Raw genomic sequence first — 16,961 nt, forward strand, 5'->3', positions numbered from 1 at the left:
CTCGGCGAGCGCCGTGAGCTGTTCCGCCCACTCGGCGACGCTCCGCGCGCGGAAGACCGCACGCTCCCGCATCGGCACCCGCCCTTCGCGCAGGGTGCGGGCGATGTCGGCCAGCGGCGGCGCCGTGCCTTCGGCTTCGCGGGCACGGGCCCACTCGGCGAGCGAGCGGCACAGCTCACGCAGCCGCTCCTCGTCGTCGGCGGAGACGGGGAGCCGCAGAGCGCGCGGTTCGGCGCCCTCGTCGGGCCCCTCGTCCGGCCCGCCGTCCACGTCGGCGTCCGTGACCGCCTCCGCGTCCGTGACCTCCGCCGCGTGGCCGCCGGGCGCCTCCAGCACCACATGCGCGTTGGTGCCGCCGAAGCCGAACGAGCTGACGCCCGCCCGCAGCGTCCCGGCTGCGTCCGTCTCCCAGTCGGTGAGCCGGTCCACGACGTACAGCGGGCTGCCGTCCAGCGTGATCAGCGGGTTGAGACGGCGGAAGTTCACCGTCGCGGGCAGCTTGCGGTGACGCATCGCCAGGATCACCTTGAGCATCCCGGCGATGCCCGCGGCGCCCTCCAGATGCCCGATGTTGGTCTTCACCGAGCCGATGCCGCAGCGGTGCCCGGACGGCTCGGCCTCCCGTCCCTCGCCGAGCTGCGCGAACGCCCGCTTGAGGCCGCTGACTTCGATGGGGTCGCCGACCGGGGTGCCGGGCCCGTGGGTCTCGATGTAGGAGACGGACTCCGGGGCGATCCCCGCCCGCCGGTAGATCCCGGCGATCAGCTCGGCCTGCGCGGCGGGGTTGGTGACGGTGAGCGAACTGGTGCGCCCGCCGTGGTTGCTGCCGATGCCCTTGATCACCGCGTGTACGGGGTCGCCGTCCCGGCGGGCGTCCGCCACCCGCTTCAGCAGGACGACGCCGCCGCCCTCACCCCGTACGTAGCCGTTGGCGTCCGCGTCGAAGGCGCGGCAGAGCCCGTCCGGCGAGAGCATGCCCGCCTTGGCGAAGGCGATGAAGTGCCGTGGCGACCAGGTCAGGTTGACGCCTCCGGCCAGCGCGTGGTCGCAGTCCCCGGACTGGAGCGCCTGTACCGCCTGCTGCACCGCCACCAGCGAACTGGCGCACGCGGTGTCGTTGACGACGCTGGGCCCGCGGAAGTCGAAGTGGTGCGATACGCGGTTGGCGATGATCGCGTACGCGGCGCCCGTCGGGTAGTAGGCGTCGACCTCGGAGACCTCCTTCTCGATGAGCTCGGCGTAGTCCCAGTGGCACACCCCCATGAAGACGCCCGTACGGGAGCCGGCGACCCGGTCGGCCCGGTATCCGGCGTCCTCCAGCGCCTGCCAGCTCATCTCCAGCGCCATCCGCTGCTGCGGGTCCATGGAGCGGGCCTCGCGGGGCGAGACATGGAAGAACTCGGCGTCGAAGCAGTCGGCGTCGTCGACGAAGCCGCCCCACACGCTGTTGGTCTTGTTGAACTCCCGGCGCGGGTTGCCGAGATGGTCCTCCTTGCGCCAGCGCCGCTCGGGCACCTCGCTGATCAGCGAGCGGCCCGCGGCCAGGTGCTCCCAGAACTCCTCCGGGTTCCGTGCGCCCGGCAGCCGCAGGGACAGGCCCACGACAGCGATGTCCTGCCCGTCCACCGGGCCGCCGGCCGCGCCGTCGGCGACGGTGCCGACAGCGGTGCCGACAGCGGTGCCGACGGGGCCTTCCTCGGGGAGGGCGCCGGATTCTTCCTTCATCGCAGGATCTCCGTCCTAGGCCGGCAGCGCGCTGCTGCGCCGGTCGACGACGTACAGGGGGACAGCGAGGGGGGTGTCGCGGCGGGCGTTGCCGCGCACGTACCAGTGGTGCAGCCAGACCGTGGAGGCCAGCAGGACGAACGCCTGGTTCTCCTTGGTGCCGATCCGCTCGGGCGGGCTGTCGAAGACCCGGTCGGTGAAGCGCCGCACGAAGCGCTCGTCGAGCACGCCGATGTCGCCGAGGGTGCCGGGGTCGGCCAGCAGGTCGCGGTAGTCGGGACGGGACCGTACGAACGCGGCGCTGTCCGGCGCCCGGTAGGGGAACTTGCCCTTGCTGACGATGCGTTCGGGCAGCACGTCCCCGTACGCGCGCTTGAGGAGGTACTTCTCGTCGTACGGGTCGCCGAAGCGGCCGTTGACGGACGCGGCGCGGCGCACCACCGCCGGGTCGAGGAACGGGCAGCGATTCTCCACGCCGTGCGCGAGCGCCATCCGCTCGCCCTGGGTGGCGAGCAGATAGCCGCTGAGCAGCGTACGGAACTCCAGCCACTGTGCCTTCTGCACCGCGGACAGCTCCGCGTATCCGGGCTCCTCCGCGACGAGCCGTTGTACCGCGGCGAAGGGGTCGCCCGCGTCCTTGAGCAGCCGCACGGCGAACCGGCCGTTCTGGAACCGCATCTGGTGGGAGAAGAGACCGGGCATGGTCTCCTCCGTGAACTGCCGGTAGAGGCCCAGCATCCGGCGGTGCCCGTCCTCGCCGCTGAAGTGGCGCAGATACGGGTAGAGCTGCGCCATGCGCCGCATCCGGGTCGCCTCGTCCAGCTCGTGCCACTCGGAGAGCAGCCGCGCGTCCTTGAAGATGCCGTAGCCGAGGAAGGCCTCGTCGGCGCCCTCGCCGCTGAGCACGACCTTGACGCCTTCGCTGCGCACATGCTGCGCCAGCAGGTACATCGGCACGAACGCCGTGCGGAAGACGGGGACTTCGGCGTGGCGTACGGCCTCGGGGAAGGTCTCCACGACGTCGGAGTCGGAGACACGGACGGTGGAGTGGTGCGTCCCGAGGTGCTTGGTCAGCTCCTCCTGCTCGGCGGTCTCGTCGAACTCGGCGTCCTCGAACTGGATGGAGAACGTACGCGGCGGCAGCCCCGCCCGCTCCTTGGTGAGATGGGCGAGGATCGAGGAGTCCAGACCTCCGGAGGCGTAGACGCCGACCTCGACGTCGCTGCGCAGTCGCAGGTCGACGGCGGCCTCCAGATCGGCGCGCACGAGGTCGACGGCCTCGTCCTCGGTGGCGGGCGGCTCGCCGCCGGTCAGGTCGAGCGACGCCCAGCGGCCGCGTTCGGTCTCCGTCCCGCGGACCGTCAGATACTCGCCCATGGGGAGCTGTTCGACGCCGCGGTATCCGCTCTGCGCGGGCAGCGGCGTCCAGGTGGCGAACGTCGAGGCGAGATGCTCTTCGTCGAAGGCGAACTCGAAGCCGGGGTAGGCCAGGAAGGCCTTCATCTCGGAGGCGAACAGCCACGCGTCGCCGTGCCGCGCCACATACAGCGGCCGCTTGCCGAACCGGTCGCGGGCCAGGTGCAGTTCACCGGTGACGGTGTCCTTCAGGGCGAACGCGAAGGCCCCGTTGAAGCGTTCGAGGCACGAGCGCCCCCAGTGCGCCCAGGCCATCAGGACGACCTCGGTGTCGGACTCCGTACGGAAGGACACCCCGCGGCCCGCCAACTCGGCGCGCAGTTCCCGGTAGTTGTACAGCTCGCCGTTGTAGCAGAGCCAGTACCGGCCGTCGGTGCTGCCGACGGGCTGCGAGCCGGAGGCGAGGTCGATGATGCTCAGCCGCACCGTGCCCATGGCCGTACGGTCGTCCAGGAAGCAGCCCGCCTCGTCGGGGCCCCGGTGCTCGATCTGCGCGAGCATGGCACCGGCGATGTCCCGGTAGCGCTCCGGGTGCAGGGGGCTCGCGTGGAAGCCCGCTATGCCGCACACCGGTTACTTGCTCTCGGCGGTCTGCCGACGGGCGGACGCCACGGACTCGACGAGGCCGGCGAAGGTGACGGCGACGTTGCCGAGCAGCGCCTCCTCGCCGAACTTGACGCCGTACTCCCCCTCGATGTGCCCGATGAGCGAGATGTAGCCGAACGAGTCGAGCACGCCCGCCTTGAACAGGTCGGTGTCCTCGGTGATCTCCGAATCGAACTCGAACATGAACTGCTCTTCCATGTACTGCTTGAGTTCCTGCTCCATGGCGTACCTCATCTCGTTCCGGATCTGGTTCCGGGTGTGGTCGGGCCCGGGATGCGGGCGGGTTCGGGCGGAGCCGGGGCCCGGGCGGTACCCGGGAGCCGGCACGGCGGTGCGGACGGAACCGGTCCTGCCGGGGCCGACTCGCCGCGCGTCGCCGTCGACGCGCTGCCGCGGTGGGTCCTCGTACGGTCCTGTCGCGTTCCTCCGGGTCAGCGGGTCCCTGCGGGTCGGCGGGCGCCCAGCCCGGCGGCGACGACGCGTGCGACGCCGGGCCAGTGCGCCCGGATGAAGAAGTGGTCTCCGGTGAAGACCCGGGCCGTGAGCGGCGCGGTGGTCTCCCGCTGCCAGGCCCCGACGTCGGCCTCGGTCAGGCCCTCCTCGTCGCCGGTCATGGCGGTGACGGGGCAGTCCAGGGGTGCGGCGGGGGTGTACGCGCAGGCCCCGAGGACGGTGAAGTCGGCGCGCAGAACGCGCTCGTAGAACGTGGTGAGGTCCTCGTACTCGAACAACTCGTCCGGCACGCCGCCGAGTTCTCTCAGGTGCTTCCAGAAGGCGTCGGTGGGCAGATCGCTGGTGTAGCGCTCCCGGCTGGGCCGCGAGGGGCCGCACTCGCCGGAGACGAACAGATGGCGGGGGCCGGGCAGGCCCTCCTCGCGCAGCCGGCGGGCGAGGAGATGGACGAGCCGCGCGCCGAGGCTGTGCCCGTAGAGCGCGTACGGCCGGCTCACCCGGTCCCGTATCCGGGCCAGCATGTCCTCGACGACGGGCCCCGGTTCGGTCAGCAGCGGCTCGGAGACCCGCCGCCCGCGGCCCGGCCGCTCCAGGGTGACGACGTCCGCCTCGGGCAGTTGCTCGGCGAGCCCCGCGTAGGAGCGCTCGTCGCCTCCCGCGTAGGGCGCGCAGATCAGCAGGGGCCGGGTGGACTCCCGTACGGCATCGGCGGTGGCGGCGGTGGCGTGCCCAACGGGCCGCGCGCTGCCGGACGTTGACGCTGCGGGAGCGGACGGGGCCGGGGCCGGGGCGGAGGCAGCGGGCACGGAGCCGGACGCAGAGACGGAGGGGGAATTCCCCGACCCGGACACACCGTCGATCTGCCGCAGCATCCTCGTCAGTACGGTCCCGGGTCCCGCCTCCCTGCCGCGCTCGGCGGAGGTCCGCTCCAGCACGTACCGGACGCTTTCCAGCCACCGCACCGGCCCGGCGATCTGCTCGCTCAGCGTCTCCGCAACATCGCCGTAGGGCCGTGCCGACACATTGGCGATCACCGTGGCACGCGGCGGCGCGAAGCGGAATCCCCGGAGGAACGCACGGAACTCCTCCCGCGCGGGTCTCATCAGCCGTGAGTGGAAGGCGGCGGAGACCTTCAGCCGCGCCGTACGCACCCGGCGCTCGTCGAAGTGCCGCTGGGCGCGCTCGATCTCCTCCACCGGGCCCGAAAGCACGGTCTGCGCGGGGGTGTTGACGTTGGCGACGTCGAGACGATCCATGCCCTCCTCGGCCAGCGTCCGCCGCAACTCCTCCTCGCCGGGCCCCAGTACGGCCAGCATCCCGCCGTGGCGCGCCCGCGCCATCAGCTCACCGCGCTTGAGGACGAGCCGCAGTCCGGTCTCGAAGTCGAAGACGCCCGCCGCGAGCAGCGCGTTGTACTCGCCGAGGCTGTGCCCCAGCAGGTAGTCGCCCTCCGGCGCCCCGTCCTCCAACGACCCCAGATACGCAAGGGCGTTGACGGTGTAGAGGGCGGACTGGGTGTACCGGGTGTCGTCGAGCTGGCCCTCCGGGTTCTCCAGGCACAGCTCGCGCAGGTCGTATCCGAGGACGTCGCAGGCCGACGCGGTGGTCTCGGGAAAACGGTCGAAGAGTTCTCTTCCCATTCCCTTCGACTGAGAGCCCTGTCCCGGGAAGAGCACGAAATCGGGGAAGCCTTCTAACGTATCCACTGACATACCGAATCCGCACTCCGATAAATGGCTTCGCCTGGTATCAGCAGATCGAACGTATCGCCCACACACAAAGCGCGAAACGGCCGCCGCCCAAAAGCTACCACGCGGACCAAGACCTATTTACCGGTCCCACCCCCGGAGTGCACCGAAGGGGCAGCGGTCCTTGAACGCCTGCCGTGGAGTGTAGGCGGCAACTCTGGCTCCCGCAATCACAGACCAGCCAACCGGAACGTTACGACGTGCCGACGGAATACCCTTCCCCAGGCTGAACCCCATGGCCTTGTCAACGCGCGGAGACTCCTTCGGAGCCATCATCACAGCAGGTCAGCGAATTGTCAGGACAAGGTCTAGCCCAGGACGTGAAGCAGCATCAGCCACCGGGAAGCAGCCCCCACTACAAGCGCCGCCGGAGGAACTTCTCAGAAATCCCCTAGAACTGCGCCCACCATAAACTTCGCGTACTCGCGGGTTAACAGATCCTTAAAATTCCGCGGGTCCCCGAAATCAGACATCGAGACCAGAGCACACCACCCCGCACCACGGACACACTCACCCCGAATCCCCTTCCGTTCCAGGACAGATCCGGCACCGCGCACACGGGTATCCCCGCACAACCCAGACATTTCCCGGAGTGAATACAGAAGGAAACTCAACGGTAACCGAAACAATTGACATGACCACGCCTTAAGCGTGTCCGGCTCCGCCTGCTCGAATGAGAAGAGCCCCGCACAACAAGAGCCGGTCTCGCCTCCTCGGCACCACTCGCCGTCCCACACACAGTTCTGTACGACGGCGAAGGCTGGCCCCGGCATCAGGGAGAGGTCTGATCCGACCCCACGGGCCGACCCGAAGTCCCCGTGCCTTCAGGGGATATCGGGAGTCCGCTCACCGCGGGGAGACGCGTCGGTCCATTACTGCGGGACGTCGAAACTGTGGGGAAGGGCTCGGCGAGGCCGTGCCAGACAGGCGAACACGTCCGCTGATTCCGCAGATCAGGCCGAAACTCCTTCCCGACGGGCCGCTCGCCCCGGTAGAGGCGCGCGTGGGCGCCGACCGGGGATTGCCGCCACGTTCGCTCACCGGGCGACCCAGGAGGTTGCTCGGTCGGCCAGTGCCGAAGTGATCGCGTCGGCCGCGGCCATCAAGGGTGGCGGACGACCCGACCGGGGGTGCCGCTCAAGCAACCGGTCACGTTCGCAGGGAGGTTCCGAGCCAGCTTCCGTCAGGCGTTACGCTCTGGCACACCAACCGACTACTGACATCTACGAGTCCCAATGGCCAGCTCAGAGAACGACGCAGAAGACTGGGTCCCCCCGGAGGGATCGTGGGCTTCGTCAGCAGCCCGCCGACGGAACATGCAGGCGATCCGCAGCCGGGACACGAAGCCCGAACAGCAGATCCGCCGGCTCGTCCACGCAGAAGGGTTGCGGTACCGGGTGAGCGCGAGACCGCTGACCAGCCTGCGCCGCACCGCCGACATGGTCTTCCGTCCGTGGAAGGTGGCTGTCTTCATCGACGGCTGCTACTGGCACGGCTGCCCTGAGCATTACGTACCGCCGAAGACCAACTCCGGGTACTGGTCCCAGAAAGTCCTGCGGAACATGGAGCGCGACCGGGACACGGACAAGCGGCTCATCGAAGCAGGCTGGCTCGTTCTGCGGTTCTGGGAGCACGAAGCCTCAGACGTCTGCGCCAACGAGATCGTTACGGTCGTTCGTCGGCAACGGGCCGATCGAGGAGTCTGAGGAATCCGGCGTCAACTCCAATTCGGTCTGGAAATGCCCGGGTTCTGACTGGGCGCCGAAATACTCAGTCCGCACGCCGTCCAGCAGAGCTTCCTTGAGTTCTGGCCTGAGAACGGACGCGATGACAAGACCGATAGCCTTCGCAACCGGCGGGGGAAAGGCATTACCGACCTGACGGTATCTGGCGGTCTTGCCTCCTTCGAACTTCCAGTCCTCTGGGAAGCCTTGGATTGTCGCGGCTTGGCGGACCGTGAGCATCGGGCCGGATGGACGCAGGAAGTCCCGTTCGGGGTCTGTGCTTTGAGCTGGCTCGTTCGCGACGCCGTGAGCGTTGACGCCCAGGGACTCCCACTGCTTCTTCGCACGGCTCGGCCCCAGGTCAGCGCCTCCATGCTTTCTTGAGCCGCCGACGAGGGTCGGTGCGACAGTGTCGTTCTGCTGCGCCCTCTCCAGCCACCTGGCGTACGCTTCGTCGATCCTGCCGACGAGCTTGGGGAACCTCTGTGTGAGCACCTTCCGGCGATCTTCCATGGAGGATTGCAGCGCATCAAAAACAGTGTTCCGCCTACTGCCCATTTCCGTGGGCCAGGGGAACTTCCCGTCTTCCAGTCCAGCCTTCACGCAGTACTCGTCCTGGATGGCGATCAGGACCGAACGCGGCCTCAGCTGAGGCACACCATAGTTATGTGCTTCCAGGATCCGCCAGCCACAGAACCGGTACCCCGCTTCAACCAGATGCTCAGCGATGGATTTCCGGTACGTCTCGAACTTCACGTCCATGATCCCACGCACATTCTCGATCATTACGGCTTTCGGCTTCAGTGAAGAGACCAGCCAAAGCATCCTGGGGAAGAGATCTCGGTCGTCGTCTTCTCCAAGTTGCTTTCCTGCTTTGGAAAACGGTGGGCACGGCACACCGCCAGCCAGCAGGTCAAGCTGGCCGGGCTCCAGGGATTCGCCGCCCAACGCCTTCAGCTTGCGGCCGGGCTCGAAGTCGTGGACGTCCAAACCCAACACGTCGGGGGCATCCTCGCCGTGCTCCCGCTCCATGTTCGTCTTCAGCGTGTCGACCGCGTGCTTGTCGTACTCGACCAGCGCGAGGTGCCGGAAACCGGCCTGTTCAAGCCCAATCGCCTGCCCGCCGGCCCCCGCGCAGATCTCAAGCGAGGTCAGCTGCTCACGTGGCTCATGGCTACTCGCGCCCATCGGCGTGGTCCTCCCGGTGTGGCTCAAAGAGACCCCAGTCTCGCAGAGTTACCGAGAAGCGGCAGTCCTCCGCGCTCTCAATTCCCTGCTCAGCACCAGGATTGTCGCAGCTCACCGGAGTGCTGCCGCGAGCAGGGCGGACAAGCTCGCGGCAGCACGGATCATCAGACTGTCTATATCCGCCTGATGTGCTGCAGGACAGCATGAATATCAGCGGCATCCAGGCCGCCGACTGCGGGAGGGGCCTCCTGGAGGTCCGCTAGCTGCTGGACCGAAGGGTCATCCAGCACCCGGGCCATGAAGTCCAGCTTGTCGTGGAGCCGGGCTTCGACGACCTCATCGATGGTCTGATCTGCGGCCAGGACTGTCACCCGGGTCTCTTCGTCCCCGGCGAGACCAAGCCGGTGGATGCGGTCCAGGCTCTGCAGATACCTGCCAGCCATGAAGTCCCGGTCCACGTACACGGCGTCATGGCAGACCTGGTGAAGGCTGATGCCCTCACCGAGAGTTGCGGGGTTCGAGACAAGGACCATGCAGTCCGGGTCCTCACGGAAGCGCCGCAGTTCCTCCTCCCTGTCCGGGGTTCCGCCATGAACCACCGCGGGGTTGAAGTTTTCCAGCAGCTTGGCCAGCGACGTAAGACTCCGCACGAACGTCGTCCATACCAGCGTCTTACGTCCTTGGGCAGCGTTGGCGGCCACAATGGCCGACGCCTCGGCGTACTTGGGCGACAGCTCATAGTCGGACAGGTTCTTCAAGTGGTCGTACAGAGAATGGTCCTGGGGCACTTCGAGAGGGGGCAGCCGGTACTCGACGGGCTCGTACTTGCTCGCTCCTTCCAGCAGCAGCGCCGGGTTGGTGGCCGCCATGAGCAGGCGGAGAGCGGACTTTCCCAGAGCGTTGAAGTCTTCCGCGACAGCCGAAGCGCGGGCTGAGAAGTTGCCGACCAGCGCGCCGTAGATCTCCGAGTGCAGTGGCGCCAAGGGCACCCGGACCACGCGTGCAGTGACGGGGGGCAGGCCCAGCTCCTGCTTCGTCGTCCGGGTAAACAGCGGCCGCAGTACGGCACTTGCGTGGCTGAGGTCGCCGCCAGCGACCGCCTGCACGACGGTCCGCTGACCGTGGCCCGGCCAGACGAAACCGAGGAGGTTCTCCAAGTCCTTCGCGCCGTTTGGTGCCGGGGTGCCGGTGAGGATCAGCCGCCGGTCGGCCTGCGGGCCGAGAGCCATGCACGCGGCGCCATATGTCCCCCGCGAGCCGAGCTTCATCCTGTGCGCCTCATCCAGCAGAAGCATGGAGGGCTCGGCTTTCAGCCAGGAAGCCAGGAAGGCCAGTTCGCGGTTGAGCCGCTCGTAGTTGACGATCAGCACCTCAGCCCACGGGTCCCGGCCGGCGTCAAGGATGTGCGAGCGGAGGGGGCGCTGGAAGCAGATGCCGGTCTCGTACACCCAGGACTCGTAGGCAGATTTAGGGCTGACGACCAACAGCCGGCGTACGTCGCCCCGTTCACGCGCAGCGGCGTATACGGCCAGGGCGACGCGGGTCTTGCCGGCACCGGGCACACTGAAGTTCGCTCCGTGCCCCAGCGAGAGGAGCTTGGCGATATCCCGTCGCTGGAACTCCGTGAGCGGACCCTGCCATTCGGAACCGAGCAGCGTCGGCACGTCGTCGGCAGCCAGCTCCAGTGAGCCCGGATCCGGTGCACTCAGCTGTTTCCGGACAGTCTCTGCATCGCGAAGGCTGGAAGTGACGAGCTTCTGGAGATCGTCGTCCCATGTGACGCCCTGGTGGTCCGGCCACTGGCTGATGACACCGATGCTGGAGAGAAAGTCGTCCAACTCAACGGTGACAATCAGCGGTGCTGGCTGCCGCCCCGTACGGAATCGGGCAGCCATCTGGACGAGATCCGACCTGTATCCCTCTGCCGCCGTCAACTCGGCCTTGGTGCCTGTGGCATCCAGCCCGAGATGCAGTGAGCCCTGTTGGCTCGGGGTCACGCTCTAGTTCCCTTCTGCCTTCACCGCGCCGAAGAGCCAGGAGAGGCCCTCTCCCGGGTCCTCCACCCCCTTGCCGGCCTGGCGGGCGAGCTTCTGAACGCTCTCCCGGAGCTGCAACAGGGCCTCGTCGAAGGCGACTTCGTCAAAACTCTTCGAGCCGCGCGCCTTCACGACTTCGCCGACGCAGAGGTCGATGGACTTACAGGCGTCTTTGAGACGCTCGGGGGCCATCTGCTTCTTCCTCCGGAGCCGTACGTCCCGGCCGGCGCTGGTGATGGCGGCGTCATAGCCCTCCCTCACCTTCTCCCAGTACTCCCTGGCCTCCCGTCGCTTGTCCTCATCCAGTTCTTTGCTGTTCAACTGCGCCTGCGCCTGAAGCAGTTGAGTAGTGCGCTGCCGGGCCGCCGACACCTTCGAGGACGGACCAGGCACCGCGATCCCCAGACCGGGGATCAGCGTCTCAGCCTGGGCCGGCACCTCCTGACCTGCAGCATTAATGTCCTCCGGCAGCTCGCGGGACAGGTAGCTGTCCTGGAAGTCGGCCTCGATAAAACGGACATCCGTCTTGGCAAAGCGGAGAACAATCGCGGGCATGCGTGACTCCTTGAGGATCTCCGCACCGTCCGGATCGTTGGCGGCCAGATTCATGTAGTCACGGTGCAGCTCCCTCAGCTTCTCCTGAGCATCCTCGAAATCGACCAGCCGGAGGGAAGCACCATTTGTGGCGCTGCGCTCAATCTGGTCATAGAGGAGCTGGAGAATCCACTGGGACTGCTCATACGTCTTTACTTGGACCCGGAATTCCCTGGCGATTGCCTCAGGAGGAAGACCTGCCTCGCGCCGTTCCTCCATGGCGAGCAGCTTGTTGAGAAACGTGTAATCGCGGCGATGGTCTTCCCGCATCTGCAGTGACAGCTCAACTGCGTTGATCTCAGCCCACGTAGCAGACTCGGGCAGGACGCCAACGCGCATTGAGGTCTCGCCCAGCTCAAGCAAGGCGGCAGCACGAGTGTTTCCGTTAACCAGGACCCCGTGGTAAGTAATCAGGCCGGGTTCGTTCTGACCGTACTCCTTGAGGTCTTGCTTCAGCGTATCGAAGGCGGAGTCCCGCTTCTCCGGGTCCGACGGATCAGCCTTGAGAAGACGCCTCAGATAGTCTTGCCCCACCGAACCCCAAGGGTCCCTCAACAGGGCCTTTTCACGCTCCGGTTGATGGCTTCGCTGGGCCCGGATGCGATGCGTCGCAGGATTGAAGTAGAGATCCTTCAACTGAAGGTCGATGACCTCAGCGTGGTACAGCTGACCATTGAGGTCCACGGTCACGGTTTCCCGGGAGCCGCCTGCCTCCCTCACCTCCTTGAGCCTCTTCCCGACCAGCTCGGCGATTTCGCCGGCCGCTGGCGGCAATGGAAAGTCCTGCGTCATGAGCTGGTATCTCCCTGCATCAGTCCTGGTCTTCGGTCAGAGCCTGCTGGACAGCCTTGCGCGACTCCTCCGGGAGTGCCCGGTACCTGCCCCAGACCTCTTCTGCCGGCCCCAGAGTCCGCTGGCCAGCAGCCATCCATTCCAGAATGGCCCCTTGTTCGAGGTGCGTAAGACTCCGCGCAGCCTCGATCAGGGCACCGACATCATCCAGCCGGCCCTTCCCGCCGATGCGGCAGCGGTTGCACTCGGTTACGAACTGGACCTCCTCCGAGCCGTCTTCCAGAATGACCCGCCGGCGCGCAACGTCCAACTGCGCGTCCTGCCCGTCAGGGTAGGGCTCTCCCGCGCTGATGCCGCACGAGCGGCAGAGGTGGTCATCACCGTCCATGATCCGGGACCGCTGGACCGCGGAGAGGCCGGCCCGCGCCTTGGCATTGGCCCTCTTCTGTCCCGGAATCCAGACCTCCGCGCCCTTCTTGGCATAGCGCTGCTCGTCCAGAAGGAGACGCTCGTCTTCACGATGCGTGTCGATCTGCCAACCGTAATCCCGGAGATCACGGATACGCCGGTCGATCTGGGCCACATCCGGGAAAGCAGCACGTAGCTGGGACTTCCTGAAGATGTTCCCTTCGCCCACTTCGCACTCCAGCCAGAGAGCGGCCCGGATCATGCTGCCGTTCTTCTCCTTGTCCTGCCACGATGGCAGTTCCATGCGTTTTCTCCTCATTTGCGCCAATTAATGTCTGAACTGGACGCCGGGGCTGCCGGCTTGAAGAATGACCTGAAACCCGGTTGCAGAATTCGGTCTCGTGACCTACGGCCCCGACGCCCAGTTGCGGCCCCGTGAAAGCGGATGCCGACGCTAAGTGCAAGAACCCAGAGCCAGCACTGCCGCCTGGTCACGGTTGTTGCTCAGCTCCCGGAAGCCGTGACTACTGATTTTCGGCCTTTTCCAGCACCCTGCGCAGCACGTCCATCTCCTTCTTGGTCACCACCTTCACCTTCTGCCTCGGGCGAGGTCTCGGAGCGTCACCCAGCAGGCCCGACTCCCCCGACCTCAGGAGCTGCGCCCGCCACCTGTACACCGAGGACACAGACGTACCGTTCCGAAGCGCTGCCTCGCGAGCAGTCAGCTCACCCGAGATCACCGACGACGCGATCCTGGCCTTCTCCTCCACCGAGAACTGCGGAAGTCGACCCATGCGTTTTCTCCTAACTGCCCCGCAAGACACAGCCGTGCCGTGCACGAGCACGCCAGACGGCTCGGCTCACGGCCTGAATTGAGATCGCCTTCAACCATGACGACGCATCCACCGTCATGTCCAGCGCCGGCTGTCGCGCATTAAATGGAGCCGGGAGCAGTCTCAGAATCACGCAACACGGCACTCTTCAGATGCCATTGCTGCGGGTGGTAGACAAGGTGGTTCGCCTGGAAAATCACGAGGGGACACAGGTGTCTGCCAAGTTGAAGCTGTCTCGCATCAACCCTCTTCTCACACCAGACGAGGAGGAATACGTCCAAGCCTTCCGAGACATGGCCATGAGCCTGGGCGTCGCATCAGCCGCTGAGCTGGGGAGAAGGCTGCGCCGCTACAGTCGAAGCCACACGCGGCGAATGCTCCACGGGCAGGACAACATCCTGCCGTCTGAGGAGGCCATGAAGGCCGTGCGCAGCCGACTCGCTGCTCCCCCGTACTCCGAGAGCACCATCAAGGATCTGGCGCACAAGGCCTTCGCCGCCCGGAAGGAACGTCGCATACGGGAGCGCGACGAAAAGAAGCGTGCGAGCAAGCCGCCTGCACTCGCCGGAACTTCGGAAGGTCCGGCGGCCGGAGCAGAACCGAGCAGTAACTCTTCGTTGCCGGTCCCCCTGTCGGCAGGGGACCGGCAACGAAGCGGAAAGACCGGAGTCTCCCCGGGCCCCAGGACGGCACGGCCGTCGGCCCCGGAGTTCGTGGACCGGGCGGCCGCCCTCAGGTCGAACCCGTCAGGGCTTCTGTCCATCGTCCGCATTGCCGCCGGTGGGCTGAGCGCTTACGAGGGCGCTCTCGCACTTCACTTGCTCAAGGAGGGAAAGGACGACACCGTGGCTGACTCCTTCCTTGAGATCTACGCCAAGGGGCGGGAGTACCCGGATGTCATGGAGACGGCAGTCGTCCTGCTGGACGAGTTCCACATGAACGACGTGGCCAGCACCGTGCTTCGGGCCGCTCTCAAGACCCATGCCGGCAAGAACTGACGGGGCGTCGGGCGTTTGGCGGGCTTCTCCCGTTCTCGCCGCAGTGGAGACCCGTGCCGCGGTGAAGGACGCGCCAACGGGCAGCCGGCTAGGCCCCGTCCCTCTCCCCCGCTCCCCCCACCCCATAAGCCCGCAGAAACGTGTCGGTCGCCGCCCGGGCGACAGCGCGGAGTTCGGCGTCCGGGACGCGGCGGGTGCCCAGGCGGGAGCGTAGCTCCAGGGGGGCGGTGAGCAGGGCCAGGAACTGTTCGCTCGACTGGTCCGGGTCGGTGATGGTCAGCCGGCCGGAGAGTGCGAGGCGGGCCAGGCGGTCGGCCAGGACGTCCTGGACGCGCTGTGGTCCCTGCCGCTGGGCTTCCTTCAACAGCCCCGGAAAGCGGGGGCCTTCGGCGTGGAGCAGACCCCGCAGCGCCTGGGACTCGCTGGAGCAGTGGCTCTTCAGCAGCCGGTGGCCGGTCTCTTCCAGCGCTGAACGCATCTCGCCCTCGGGCTCGCGCAGCCGGTCGAGCGCGGCCAGCGAGCGGCCGACCGTGCGGACCACGGCGGCCTCCATCGCCTCGTGGAAGAGCGTTTCCTTGTCGCCGAGGTGGTTGTAGACGGTGGGCTTGGCCACGTTGGCCTCGGCGGCGATCTCGCGCACGCAGGACTGGCCGTAGCCGTCCCGCGCGAAGATGCGGAACGCGGCTTCGAGGATCGCCTGTCGCTTGTCGATGCGCCCGCGCACTCCGCCGCGCTTGCCGGCCTTCGTCGTACTGCCTTCGGTCACGTCGTCAGCGTACCGCCATCGTCCGGTAAGTGAACCGTGCGGTTCATATCGGTGGGCCGGGCGGTTGCGTCGGATACTCAGACGTGACTAGTTTTGAACCGCGCGGTTCAGATACTTCACCTGGTGCGTCATGGAGTGGGGACGATGGCAGACGTCGGAGGCGACGACCGGATGGATCCCGCGCTGCTGCGGCTGATCGGTGTGACCCTGCTGGGCGGGATCATGGGGATCCTCGACAGCACCATGGTCACTGTCGCGGCCGACACGCTCGCGGGCGAGTTCAACAGCTCCCTCGGCGCCGTCAGTTGGGCCTCGACCGGATATCTGCTCGCGCTCACGGTGACCATCCCGGTCACGGGCTGGGCCGTCGGACGGTTCGGCGTCAAGAAGCTGTGGCTCTTCGGGCTCGTGCTCTTCCTGGCGGGTTCCCTCGCCTCCGCGCTGGCATGGAACATCGGGAGCCTGGTCGTCTTCCGGGTGGTGCAGGGAGCCGGCGCGGGCGTCGTCGATCCGCTGGTGCTGGTGATCCTCGCCCGGGCCGCCGGGCCCGGCCGGGCCGGGCGGGTGATGGGCATGATGGGCGTCGTGCTCTCCCTGGGGCCGGTGCTCGGCCCCGTGCTCGGCGGTGTCGTGCTCGAATCCCTGGGCTGGCGCGCCATGTTCGCCGTCAACATGCCGATCGGAATCGTCGCGCTGGTGCTCGCGCTGCGGGTGATCCCGGCCCGCCCGGCGGGGGCGAGGACGTCCGGGGCGCGGCTCGACGTCGTCGGCGTCCTGCTGATGGCGCCCGGATTCGCCGCGACCGTACTGGCGCTCACCCAGGCCGGCGAGCACGCCGAGTTCGCCACACCGGCGGTGCTCGTTCCGCTCGCCGCCGGTCTCGCCCTGCTGGCGGCGTACGTGGTCCACGCGCTGCGTGCCCGGCGTACCGAACCCCTCATCGACGTACGGCTCTTCGCCGGGCGCAGCTTCGCCGCGAGCGTCACCGTGCAGGGGCTCGTGGGCCTCGCCACCTATGCGGGGCTCTTCGCCCTGCCGCTCTACTACCAGGTGATCCACGGCCACGGGGCCCGCGCGGCCGGGCTGTTGGTGGCGCCGCTGGGCCTGGGCGCGGCTCTCGCCATGCCTCTGGCGGGCAGGCTGAGCGACACGTTGGGCGCGCGCGGCCTCGTCCAGGGCGGTGCCGCGCTCACGGCGGCGGCCACGGTCGTCCTCGCCCGCCTCGGTACCGGAAGCGGTGAAGTCTGGTCGGCACCGGCCGCGTTGGCCGTCGGCCTCGGGCTCGGGGCGGTGGGCGCGCCGACCATGGGATCGCTGTACCGGACGCTGCCGCCGGAGAAGGTGCCGCAGGGCAGCTCCGTGCTCTACAACCTCAATCAGCTCGGCGGGGCGCTCGGCGTCGCATGTGTCGCGCTGATCCTCGCGGCCTCCGGCGCCGGAGGGGCCGCCGGGGGCGGAATCGGGGCCTTCCACGACGCGTACTGGTTCGTCTTCGCGGTCGCTCTGGTGATCCTGGCCGTCAGTCCCCTGCTTCCGGGACGTCCCCGAACGCCCGCCGGGTCACCCGGCCGGGAACCCCGGCCGGCACAGCAGGGGGCACTTACGGAGTGACCCGAGCCAAGGGGGGGGGGCCGCCAACTGCCGTGAATCCGCGGCTCCTTCGGCGCCCCCGCC

The 16,961-nt window shown here is 67.6% G+C and carries 13 protein-coding genes; 3 read left to right on the top strand and 10 right to left on the bottom strand.

What is annotated here, in order from left to right; translation table 11 throughout:
- The 4 genes from AN218_RS04940 to fabD form a co-directional block, all read right to left on the bottom strand.
- Nucleotides 1-1,725, bottom strand: a 1,725-nt coding sequence (locus AN218_RS04940) for a type I polyketide synthase (protein ID WP_141747473.1), incomplete at its 3' end; no start/stop codon positions are given.
- A 15-nt stretch (nt 1,726-1,740) separates the two neighbouring features.
- On the bottom strand, nt 1,741-3,711 hold the full coding sequence (gene asnB, locus AN218_RS04945; RefSeq protein WP_070015388.1) for an asparagine synthase (glutamine-hydrolyzing): 1,971 nt from the start codon (nt 3,709-3,711) through the stop codon (nt 1,741-1,743).
- 3 nt (nt 3,712-3,714) lie between these two features.
- Nucleotides 3,715-3,969 (bottom strand): acyl carrier protein, encoded by a 255-nt coding sequence (locus AN218_RS04950; RefSeq protein WP_070015389.1) that lies wholly within the window; start codon nt 3,967-3,969, stop codon nt 3,715-3,717.
- A gap of 209 nt (nt 3,970-4,178) precedes the next feature.
- A complete protein-coding gene (gene fabD, locus AN218_RS04955) occupies nt 4,179-5,912 on the bottom strand; it encodes an ACP S-malonyltransferase (RefSeq protein WP_079131823.1) in 1,734 nt (577 codons plus the stop codon).
- A gap of 1,271 nt (nt 5,913-7,183) precedes the next feature.
- Between fabD and AN218_RS34140 the strand changes: the two genes are divergently transcribed.
- A complete protein-coding gene (locus AN218_RS34140; protein WP_079131824.1) occupies nt 7,184-7,654 on the top strand; it encodes a very short patch repair endonuclease in 471 nt (156 codons plus the stop codon).
- Here the strand turns inward: AN218_RS34140 and AN218_RS04960 are convergent.
- The 5 genes from AN218_RS04960 to AN218_RS04980 all read right to left on the bottom strand — a co-directional run bounded on the left by AN218_RS04960 (nt 7,589) and on the right by AN218_RS04980 (nt 13,484).
- Entirely contained in the window at nt 7,589-8,860 is a 1,272-nt protein-coding gene (locus tag AN218_RS04960) for a DNA cytosine methyltransferase (RefSeq protein WP_070015391.1), read from the bottom strand. The genes AN218_RS34140 and AN218_RS04960 overlap by 66 nt on opposite strands.
- Before the next feature lie 173 nt (nt 8,861-9,033).
- The gene (locus AN218_RS04965) at nt 9,034-10,857 is read right to left on the bottom strand and encodes an SNF2-related protein (protein WP_070015392.1); all 1,824 of its coding nucleotides are present in this window, start codon (nt 10,855-10,857) and stop codon (nt 9,034-9,036) included.
- A gap of 3 nt (nt 10,858-10,860) precedes the next feature.
- A complete protein-coding gene (locus tag AN218_RS04970) occupies nt 10,861-12,282 on the bottom strand; it encodes a hypothetical protein (protein ID WP_070015393.1) in 1,422 nt (473 codons plus the stop codon).
- A gap of 19 nt (nt 12,283-12,301) precedes the next feature.
- Nucleotides 12,302-12,994: a hypothetical protein gene (locus tag AN218_RS04975; RefSeq protein WP_070015394.1), complete on the bottom strand. Its 693-nt coding sequence runs from the start codon at nt 12,992-12,994 to the stop codon at nt 12,302-12,304.
- A gap of 220 nt (nt 12,995-13,214) precedes the next feature.
- A complete protein-coding gene (locus AN218_RS04980; protein ID WP_070015395.1) occupies nt 13,215-13,484 on the bottom strand; it encodes a helix-turn-helix domain-containing protein in 270 nt (89 codons plus the stop codon).
- Between the two features lie 206 nt (nt 13,485-13,690).
- On the opposite strand from AN218_RS04980, the gene AN218_RS35980 reads away from it, so the two are divergent.
- On the top strand, nt 13,691-14,521 hold the full coding sequence (locus AN218_RS35980) for a hypothetical protein (protein ID WP_141747474.1): 831 nt from the start codon (nt 13,691-13,693) through the stop codon (nt 14,519-14,521).
- Nucleotides 14,522-14,609: 88 nt separating this feature from the next.
- Here the strand turns inward: AN218_RS35980 and AN218_RS04990 are convergent, their stop codons facing one another.
- Nucleotides 14,610-15,287 carry a TetR/AcrR family transcriptional regulator gene (locus tag AN218_RS04990; protein WP_070015397.1) on the bottom strand — a complete coding sequence of 226 codons (678 nt, stop codon included), beginning with the start codon at nt 15,285-15,287 and terminating at the stop codon, nt 14,610-14,612.
- A 144-nt stretch (nt 15,288-15,431) separates the two neighbouring features.
- Between AN218_RS04990 and AN218_RS04995 the strand changes: the two genes are divergently transcribed.
- The gene (locus tag AN218_RS04995) at nt 15,432-16,898 is read left to right on the top strand and encodes a DHA2 family efflux MFS transporter permease subunit (protein ID WP_070015398.1); all 1,467 of its coding nucleotides are present in this window, start codon (nt 15,432-15,434) and stop codon (nt 16,896-16,898) included.
- The last annotated feature ends 63 nt before the right edge of the window (nt 16,899-16,961 follow it).

Source organism: Streptomyces nanshensis (genome assembly GCF_001751255.1).
In the GTDB taxonomy this organism is placed as follows: Bacteria; Actinomycetota; Actinomycetes; order Streptomycetales; family Streptomycetaceae; genus Streptomyces; species Streptomyces nanshensis_A.

What these genes read in the sequence shown, in the direction of transcription:
- AN218_RS04970 (WP_070015393.1), bottom strand. Translation starts at nt 12,282, where the DNA reads ATGACGCAGGACTTTCCATTGCCGCCAGCGGCCGGCGAAATCGCCGAG.
- AN218_RS04995 (WP_070015398.1), top strand. Translation starts at nt 15,432, where the DNA reads ATGGCAGACGTCGGAGGCGACGACCGGATGGATCCCGCGCTGCTGCGG.
- AN218_RS04960 (WP_070015391.1), bottom strand. Translation starts at nt 8,860, where the DNA reads ATGGGCGCGAGTAGCCATGAGCCACGTGAGCAGCTGACCTCGCTTGAG.
- AN218_RS04975 (WP_070015394.1), bottom strand. Translation starts at nt 12,994, where the DNA reads ATGGAACTGCCATCGTGGCAGGACAAGGAGAAGAACGGCAGCATGATC.
- AN218_RS04950 (WP_070015389.1), bottom strand. Translation starts at nt 3,969, where the DNA reads ATGGAGCAGGAACTCAAGCAGTACATGGAAGAGCAGTTCATGTTCGAG.
- AN218_RS34140 (WP_079131824.1), top strand. Translation starts at nt 7,184, where the DNA reads ATGGCCAGCTCAGAGAACGACGCAGAAGACTGGGTCCCCCCGGAGGGA.
- AN218_RS04980 (WP_070015395.1), bottom strand. Translation starts at nt 13,484, where the DNA reads ATGGGTCGACTTCCGCAGTTCTCGGTGGAGGAGAAGGCCAGGATCGCG.
- fabD (WP_079131823.1), bottom strand. Translation starts at nt 5,912, where the DNA reads ATGTCAGTGGATACGTTAGAAGGCTTCCCCGATTTCGTGCTCTTCCCG.